The sequence below is a fragment of the Streptomyces sp. F001 genome (assembly GCF_004187715.1).
In the GTDB taxonomy this organism is placed as follows: Bacteria; Actinomycetota; Actinomycetes; order Streptomycetales; family Streptomycetaceae; genus Streptomyces; species Streptomyces flavusporus.
On the sequence record NZ_QZWF01000069.1, the window covers coordinates 1 to 8685 of the forward strand.

The window sequence follows — 8685 nt, forward strand, 5'->3', positions numbered from 1 at the left end:
CGTGGGGGAGAAGCCGAGAGTGGGGGAGGCACCCGCCAGCGCGGGCCAGCGGCCCCTCCGGCCGGCGCCCACGCCGGGCACCCATTCGCACCGACGTCGCGCCCAGCTACCGTAAACACCCGTGACCACCCTCGACCGCGCCCGCCGCCAGCTGAAGGCGCACCCCATGGCGCTGGACGCGGCACTGGCGGCCGGCGTACTGATCTGCATGGTGGCCGGCTCGTTCGTGGACCCGCACGGCAAGTACGCCGTCAGCTGGGGCGTACGCACCCCGGATCCCCTCAGCCTCGTCCTCATGGCCCTCGGCGCAGCCGCCCTGGTGTTCCGCCGCCGCGCACCGATGCGGATCCTCCTCCTCACCGGCACCCTCTCCGTCGTCGAGTGCATCACCGGCGACCCCAGAGCTCCCGTCGCGATGTCCGCGGTGGTCGCCCTCTACACCGTCGCCTCCACCACCGACCGCCCCACCACATGGCGCGTCGGTCTGCTCACCATGACCGTGCTGACCGGCGCGGCCATGCTCGCCGGCCCCCTGCCCTGGTACGCGCAGGAGAACCTCGCCATCTTCGCCTGGACCGGCATGGCCGCCGCCGGTGGCGACGCCGTCCGCAGCCGCCGCGACTTCGTACACGCCATCCGTGAGCGCGCCGAGAAGGCGGAACGCACCCGCGAGGAGGAGGCCCGCCGCCGCGTCGCCGAGGAGCGGCTGCGTATCGCTCGTGACCTGCACGACGTCGTCGCCCATCACATCGCTCTGGTCAACGTCCAGGCCGGGGTCGCCGCCCATGTCATGGACAAGCGCCCCGACCAGGCCAAGGAGGCCCTCGCGCACGTACGCGAAGCCAGCCGCTCCGCACTCAACGAGCTGCGCGCCACCGTCGGCCTGCTCCGCCAGTCCGACGACCCCGAGGCCCCCACGGAACCGGCCCCGGGCCTGGACCGCCTCGAGGAACTCGTCGGCACCTTCCGCAGCGCCGGCCTGCACATCGAGGTCGCCCGCGCCGACCATGGCACGACCCTGCCGGCCGCCGTCGACCTGGCCGCCTACCGCGTCATCCAGGAAGCCCTCACCAATGTGCAGAAGCACGCCGGCGCCGCCGCGAAGGCCGAGGTCAGCGTCGTCCGCGTGGGACCGAACATCGAGATCACCGTCCTCGACGACGGCACCGTCCTCGACGACGGCCCGGTGACCGGCGGCGGCCACGGACTGCTCGGCATGCGCGAGCGGGTCACCGCCCTGCGCGGCACCCTCACCACCGGTCCCCGCTACGGCGGCGGTTTCCGCGTCCATGCGATCCTGCCGGTCAAGACCCGCAGCAGCCCAGCGAAGGACCCCGTATGACGATCCGTGTCCTGCTCGCCGACGACCAGGCGCTGCTCCGCAGCGCCTTTCGCGTGCTCGTCGACTCCGAGCCCGACATGGAGGTGGTCGGCGAGGCGTCCGACGGCGCGGAGGCGGTACGGCTGGCGAAGGAGCAGCGGGCCGACGTCGTCCTGATGGACATCCGGATGCCCGGCACGGACGGTCTCGCCGCCACCCGCCTGATCAGCGCGGACCCCGCTCTCGCCCATGTCCGGATCGTCATCCTGACGACGTTCGAGGTCGACGACTACGTGGTGCAGTCGCTGCGCGCGGGCGCCTCCGGCTTCCTCGGCAAGGGCTCCGAGCCGGACGAACTGCTCACCGCGATCCGGGTCGCGGCCGACGGGGAGGCGCTGCTCTCCCCGGTCGCCACCAAGGGCCTGATCGCCCGCTTCCTCGCCCAGGGCGGCGACTCCCCGGACCGCGATCCCGCCCGCTCCGAGCGGCTCGACGCGCTCACCGGGCGCGAGCGCGAGGTGCTGGTCCAGGTCGCGGGCGGGCACTCCAACGACGAGATCGCCGAGCGGCTGGAGGTCAGCCCGCTCACGGTGAAGACGCACGTCAACCGGGCCATGGCCAAGCTCGGCGCGCGGGACCGGGCGCAGCTCGTGGTGATCGCGTACGAGTCGGGGCTGGTACGTCCAAGGGTGGACTGACCGCATTGCGTCCCTACTCCACCCGCAGTATGCGCCGTATAAGGAAATGGACCTGGGGGCGACGGATCGGCGGTTTCCCATGGCTCAGGGTGGTGGGGTGGGCGCTCACCTGTGCGCCTGCACCTCCGCTCAGGCCACGGAAGAGAGACGCTGACCCATGTCCTGGCTGTCAAGATTCAGCCTCGCGCAACGGGCCCTGATAGGGCTGATGTCCATCATCGCGCTCGCCTTCGGTGCGATCGCGATCCCGCAGCTCAAGCAGCAGCTGCTGCCCACCATCGAACTGCCCATGGTGTCGGTCCTCGCGCCGTACCAGGGCGCGTCCCCGGACGTGGTCGAGAAGCAGGTCGTCGAGCCCATCGAGGACAACCTCGAGGCCGTCGACGGCATCACCGGCGTCACCTCCACGGCGAGCGAGGGCAACGCCGTGATCATGGCGTCCTTCGACTACGGCAACGACACCAAGCAGCTCGTCGCCGATGTCCAGCAGGCCGTCAACCGGGCCCGCGTGCAGCTCCCGGACGACGTCGACCCGCAGGTCGTCGCCGGTTCCACGGACGACATACCGACCGTCGTCCTCGCCGTCACCTCCGGCGAGGACCAGCAGGCCCTCGCCGACCGGCTCGACCGGACCGTCGTCCCGGACCTGAAGGGCATCGACGGTGTCCGCCAGGTCTCCGTCGAGGGCGTACGGGACCTCCAGGTCGCCGTCACCCCGGACGACCGGGAGCTGGCGAAGGCGGGCCTGACCACGCAGACCCTGGCGCAGGCCCTCCAGGCGGGCGGCGCCACCGTCCCGGCCGGCTCCTTCGACGAGGACGGCAGCAACCGCACCGTGCAGGTCGGCGGCGCCTTCACCTCGCTGAAGCAGATCAAGGACCTGATGATCACCGGCGAGGGTGTCGACAAGCCCGTACGCCTGGGCGATGTCGCCACGGTGAAGGAGGAGCAGGCCACCGCCGACTCCCTCACCCGCACCAACGGCAAGCCCAGCCTCGCCGTCGCCGTCACCATGGACCACGACGGCAGCGCGGTCGCCATCTCGAACGCGGTCGAGGACAAGCTGCCCGAGATGCGGGAGGACCTCGGCTCCGGTGCCACCGTCACGGTCGTCAGCGACCAGGGCCCGGCGGTGTCGAAGTCCATCGAGGGCCTGACGACGGAGGGCGCGCTGGGCCTGGTCTTCGCGGTCCTCGTCATCCTGGTCTTCCTGGCGTCGATCCGCTCGACCCTGGTCACGGCGGTGAGCATCCCGCTCTCCGTCGTCCTGGCCCTGATCGTGCTGTGGACGAGGGACCTGTCCCTGAACATGCTCACCCTGGGCGCCCTGACCATCGCGATCGGCCGGGTCGTCGACGACTCGATCGTGGTCCTGGAGAACATCAAGCGGCACCTCGGCTACGGCGAGGAGCGCCAGGAGGCGATCCTCAAGGCGGTCCGTGAGGTCGCGGGCGCGGTCACCTCCTCGACCCTCACCACGGTCGCGGTGTTCCTGCCGATCGGCCTGGTCGGCGGCATGGTGGGCGCTCTGTTCGGCTCGTTCAGCCTGACCGTCACGGCCGCCCTGCTGGCGTCCCTGCTGGTCTCGCTGACGGTCGTGCCGGTCCTGTCGTACTGGTTCCTGCGCGCCCCGAAGGGCACCCCCGAGGACGCCGACGAGGCGCGTCGGCAGGCGGAGGAGAAGGAGGCGAAGAGCAGGCTCCAGCGCCTCTACGTCCCCGTCCTGCGCTTCGCCACCCGTCGCCGCCTGACCAGCGTGGCGATCGCGGTCGTGGTCCTCATCGGCACCTTCGGCATGGCGCCGCTGCTGAAGACCAACTTCTTCGACCAGGGCGAGCAGGAGGTCCTCACCGTCAAGCAGGAGTTGAAGCCGGGCACCAGCCTGGCGGCGACCGACGCCCAGGCGCAGAAGGTCGAGCAGCTCCTCGCCGACACCGAGGGCGTCAAGGACTACCAGGTGACGGTCGGTTCGTCCGGCTTCATGGCCGCCTTCGGCGGCGGCACGGACACCAACCAGGCCTCGTACTCGGTCATGCTGGACGACTCGGCCTCGTACGAGGACGTCCACGACCGCCTCGAGAAGGGCCTGGCGGACCTCTCCGGCATCGGTACGACCACCATCGCCGCCGGTGACGGCTTCGGCAGCCAGGACCTGAGCGTGGTCGTGAAGGCGGCCGACGCGGATGCGCTGCGCACGGCCGCCGAGGAGGTCCGCAAGGCGGTGGCCGGCCTGGACGACGTCACCGACGTCACCAGCGACCTGGCGCAGAGCGTGCCGCGCATCTCCGTGACGGCCAAGGACGAGGCGGCCGCCGCCGGCTTCAACGACCAGACGCTGGGTGCCGCGGTGGCGCAGGCGGTGCGCGGCACGACCGCGGCCAAGGCGACGCTGGACGACACCGAGCGGGACGTCGTCATCAAGTCGGCGAAGCCGGCCGAGACCATGGCCCAGCTGAAGAACCTCTCCCTGGGCCCGGTGAAGCTGGGTGACATCGCGACCGTGCGGGTCGTCGACGGGCCGGTCTCCATGACCCGGATCGACGGTCAGCGCGCGGCGACCATCACCGCCAAGCCGACCGGCGACAACACGGGTGCGGTGAGCGCCGACCTCCAGTCGGAGATCAACGCGCTGGACCTCCCGGAGGGCGCCACGGCCGAGATCGGCGGTGTCTCCGAGGACCAGGACGAGGCCTTCGCCAACCTGGGCCTGGCGATGCTGGCGGCGATCGCGATCGTGTTCATGCTGCTGGTCGCGACGTTCCGTTCGCTCGCCCAGCCGCTGATCCTGCTGGTGTCGATCCCGTTCGCCGCGACGGGCGCGATCGGCCTGCTGATCGCCACGGACACCCCGATGGGCGTCCCCGCGATGATCGGCATGCTGATGCTGATCGGCATCGTGGTGACCAACGCGATCGTGCTGATCGACCTCATCAACCAGTACCGCAGGCAGGGTTACGGCGTCGTCGAGGCCGTGGTCGAGGGCGGCCGCCACCGTCTGCGCCCGATCCTCATGACGGCCCTGGCGACGATCTTCGCCCTGCTCCCGATGGCCCTGGGCATCACCGGCGAGGGCGGCTTCATCGCCCAGCCGCTGGCGGTGGTCGTGATCGGTGGTCTGATCAGCTCCACGCTGCTGACCCTGCTCCTGGTCCCGACGCTGTACGCGATGCTGGAGCTCCGCAAGGAGCGCCGGGCGAAGAAGCGGGCGGCGAAGCGGGCGAAGAAGTCCGGCGCGGCACCCCTGGCCGACGAGGACAAGTCCCCGGAGCCGGCCGGAGTCTGAGGCTCACCGATCGCATGAGCAAGGGGTGCCCTCCCTGGGAGGGCACCCCTTACCGGCGTTTACGGCAGAGCCGGATCAGCGTTTACGGCAGTGCCAGCATCCGCTCCAGCGCCAGCTTCGCGAACGCCTCCGTCTCCTTGTCCACCTCGATGCGGTTGACGAGGTTGCCCTCGGCGAGGGACTCCAGCGCCCAGACGAGGTGCGGCAGGTCGATGCGGTTCATGGTCGAGCAGAAGCACACCGTCCGGTCGAGGAAGACGACCTCCTTGCCCTCGGGCGCGAAACGGTTCGCCAGACGGCGGACCAGGTTCAGCTCGGTGCCGATGGCCCACTTGGATCCGGCCGGCGCCGCCTCGAGGGTCTTGATGATGTACTCCGTCGAGCCGACGTAGTCCGCGGCCGAGACCACCTCGTGCTTGCACTCGGGGTGGACCAGGACGTTGACGCCCGGGATGCGCTCGCGCACGTCGTTGACCGAGTCGAGGTTGAAGCGGCCGTGCACCGAGCAGTGGCCCCGCCACAGGATCATCTTCGCGGCGCGCAGCTCGTCGGCGGTCAGCCCGCCGTTCGGCTTGTGCGGGTTGTAGACGACACAGTCCTCCAGCGACATGCCCATGTCGCGGACGGCGGTGTTGCGGCCGAGGTGCTGGTCGGGCAGGAACAGCACCTTCTCGCCCTGCTCGAAGGCCCAGTCCAGGGCGCGCTTGGCGTTCGACGACGTGCAGATCGTGCCGCCGTGCTTGCCCGTGAACGCCTTGATGTCCGCGGACGAGTTCATGTACGAGACCGGCACGACCTGCTCGGCGATGCCGGCCTCGGTCAGCACGTCCCAGCACTCGGCGACCTGCTCGGCCGTCGCCATGTCGGCCATCGAGCAGCCGGCCGCCAGGTCGGGCAGTACGACCTTCTGGTCGTCGCTCGTCAGGATGTCCGCGGACTCCGCCATGAAGTGCACACCGCAGAAGACGATGTACTCGGCCTCGGGGCGCGCGGCGGCGTCCCGGGCCAGCTTGAAGGAGTCGCCCGTGACGTCGGCGAACTGGATGACCTCGTCGCGCTGGTAGTGATGGCCGAGCACGAAGACCTTGTCGCCCAGCTTCTCCTTGGCCGCGCGGGCGCGCTCGACCAGGTCCGGGTCGGACGGCGAGGGCAGGTCGCCGGGACACTCCACGCCCCGCTCGCTCCTCGGGTCGGCCTCACGGCCGAGCAGCAGCAGGGCGAGGGGCGTCGGCTGTACGTCGAGCTCCTGGGTCTGGGCGGTGGTCACGACACGCACCCTTTCTTTTCTGCGGCTCGCCGACCCGGGGAATCCGGATCGGCGGGACATACGGGACACCTTTTCGACTTTTCGTCGAAATGACGCTATCTATCATAACCGCTTCACGTCAGTTTGACGATGGGCATAGCGTCGATGTGACGTGAATCCCGACACCTGGGCGTCGCGAGGCGTTGTCGCGTTGTCCACAGGGCGCTGTGCGGCCTGCCACGCATGTGCGAGCATGAAGAAGAAAGGCAAGTGCTCGGCCCGGAATGAATCCGCGGCCTTGCCGGTTGCACTCGTCGGCAAGCAGTCTCCGTACAACCCGGGAGAGATGTAGATGTCCGTATCGGACGAGACCACCACCGTCACCGACGGCATCATCCTGACCGACGCCGCCGCGTCCAAGGTCAAGGCGCTGCTCGACCAGGAAGGCCGCGACGACCTCGCGCTGCGCGTCGCCGTCCAGCCCGGCGGCTGCTCCGGCCTGCGGTACCAGCTCTTCTTCGACGAGCGTTCCCTCGACGGTGACGTGGAGAAGGACTTCGGCGGGGTCAAGGTCGTCACCGACCGTATGAGCGCTCCGTACCTGGGCGGCGCCACCATCGACTTCGTGGACACGATCGAGAAGCAGGGCTTCACGATCGACAACCCGAACGCGACCGGTTCCTGCGCCTGCGGCGACTCCTTCAGCTGAGCCGTGCACCGAGCTGAACAACTGAACACAGCATGAAGGCGGCGGCCCCGAGACGGGGGCCGCCGCCTTCACATCTGTACGACTCGGCTCCTACTCAGGCAGCCGGGCCCCCGGCTTCTCCAGCGGGATCCCCTTGCCGTCCGACCCGACCACCTTCCGGTCACCGAGCGGCTCGTCGAGCTGCACGGTGCGGTGATGGACCTTGGCGATCAGGATGCAGACCTTGTCCTTCCACGGCGTCTCCGTCACGGTCACCGTCACCCGGTCGGCGGTCTCGGTCGCCTTCGCCTCGTAGTCGGCGCACACCCCGCCCGTGAAGCTCACGGTCAGCTCCCGGCCCTCGGCGGTGTAGCCCTCCACTCGCACGTCCCGTGTGGTCGGCGCCGACGTCGGCTCGTCACCCGGCGCGCTCGGCCGCGGGCTGGGCTGCGCGCTGGGCGTCGTCGAGGTGAGGTACTTCGGGTCGACCGCGGGATACGTGACCGTGAAACCGTCCTCGGCGCCGGGCGTCCGTACCTCGAACAGCCAGGACGGCACCAGCGTCTGCCGTGCCTGGACGAAGTGCGAGGCCAGCCCGAACACCGCGTCCTCGACCATGATCGGCTCCGGCCGGGGGGCGGCGCTGGTCGCCTCTCCGCAGGTCGCCTGGGGCCGGTCCTCCAGCGGTACGGGACTGGCGCAGCCGCCGATGCCGACCCGGTGGCCCGGCTCCTGCGCCGCGTTCATCAGCTTCAGCGTCTCGGCCGCGCTGAGCACGGGATACGTGTCGCCCTTCACCGGCGCCTTCAACTGGCCGCTGCCGGCGACCACTTCGCCCCCGGCGCCGACGGTGATCCCGGTCGGCCAGCCGTAGGTGGCGAGCCCGCCGATCTCCGGCTCGGCGTTCACCACCCGCTGGGCGCCCATGACCTGGCCGGCGTCCACCTCGGCGTCGTCCTGCCCGACCGCCTTCAGGACGGGCGCGGCCGCCTTCCTCGCCGTCGCCTCGCTCACCGGGTCGGCGGCCGGGGCGCCGGGATCCTTGGCACACACGGTGGTGCTCTCGCAGTTGTCGGTGCCGGGGACGTACCGGCTGAACGTCCAGGTCCCGGGCGCCTGCCGGTTCACCTGGAGGCTGGGCCCCTGACCGTCCTGGCCCCCGATCCGCCACGCCTGCCCTTCGCCGACCGGCGTCCCGTCGAGGCCGAGCGCCTCGGCGAGCCGTGTCACCTCCGCCTTCGTGACCTCACCCGTCGCCCGGTACACGGGCGCCGAGCCGGGGCCGTCCGGGAGCGCGCCGGAGGCCCGGTAGGTGACGCCGTTCGGGTCGGGCTCACCGGGGGCGATGCCGTTCGTGGCGCCCTCGGAGTAGCCGTCGAGGGCCAGCGGCGGGGGAGTACCGTCCCCGGCCGGCACCCCGGACCCCGCACCACCGCCCGCCCTGTCTCT

Annotated in this window: 6 protein-coding genes; 4 read left to right on the plus strand and 2 right to left on the minus strand. The window is 70.6% G+C overall.

Translation table 11 applies throughout. The features are described from left to right. Positions 1 to 121 precede the first annotated feature (121 nt). The 3 genes from StrepF001_RS43140 to StrepF001_RS43150 all read left to right on the plus strand — a co-directional run bounded on the left by StrepF001_RS43140 (position 122) and on the right by StrepF001_RS43150 (position 5302). On the plus strand, positions 122 to 1342 hold the full coding sequence (locus tag StrepF001_RS43140; RefSeq protein ID WP_129803542.1) for a sensor histidine kinase: 1221 nt from the start codon (positions 122 to 124) through the stop codon (positions 1340 to 1342). After that, a complete protein-coding gene (locus tag StrepF001_RS43145; protein ID WP_129803543.1) occupies positions 1339 to 2019 on the plus strand; it encodes a response regulator transcription factor in 681 nt (226 codons plus the stop codon). Before StrepF001_RS43140 ends, StrepF001_RS43145 begins: the two co-directional genes overlap by 4 nt. A gap of 157 nt (positions 2020 to 2176) precedes the next feature. Then, complete coding sequence (locus StrepF001_RS43150) at positions 2177 to 5302, plus strand: efflux RND transporter permease subunit (protein WP_129803544.1); 3126 nt, start codon at positions 2177 to 2179, stop codon at positions 5300 to 5302. An 82-nt stretch (positions 5303 to 5384) separates the two neighbouring features. Here StrepF001_RS43150 and nadA read toward each other — a convergent pair whose 3' ends face one another. Continuing rightward, positions 5385 to 6569 carry a quinolinate synthase NadA gene (gene nadA / locus StrepF001_RS43155; RefSeq protein ID WP_129803545.1) on the minus strand — a complete coding sequence of 395 codons (1185 nt, stop codon included), beginning with the start codon at positions 6567 to 6569 and terminating at the stop codon, positions 5385 to 5387. A gap of 331 nt (positions 6570 to 6900) precedes the next feature. Here nadA and StrepF001_RS43160 point away from each other — a divergent pair, with 331 nt between their 5' ends. After that, positions 6901 to 7257 carry an iron-sulfur cluster assembly accessory protein gene (locus StrepF001_RS43160; RefSeq protein ID WP_006135694.1) on the plus strand — a complete coding sequence of 119 codons (357 nt, stop codon included), beginning with the start codon at positions 6901 to 6903 and terminating at the stop codon, positions 7255 to 7257. A 90-nt stretch (positions 7258 to 7347) separates the two neighbouring features. On the opposite strand, the gene StrepF001_RS43165 is transcribed toward StrepF001_RS43160, so the two are convergent. Then, positions 7348 to 8685: hypothetical protein (locus StrepF001_RS43165; protein ID WP_240797978.1), on the minus strand; the 1338-nt coding region annotated here is incomplete at its 5' end.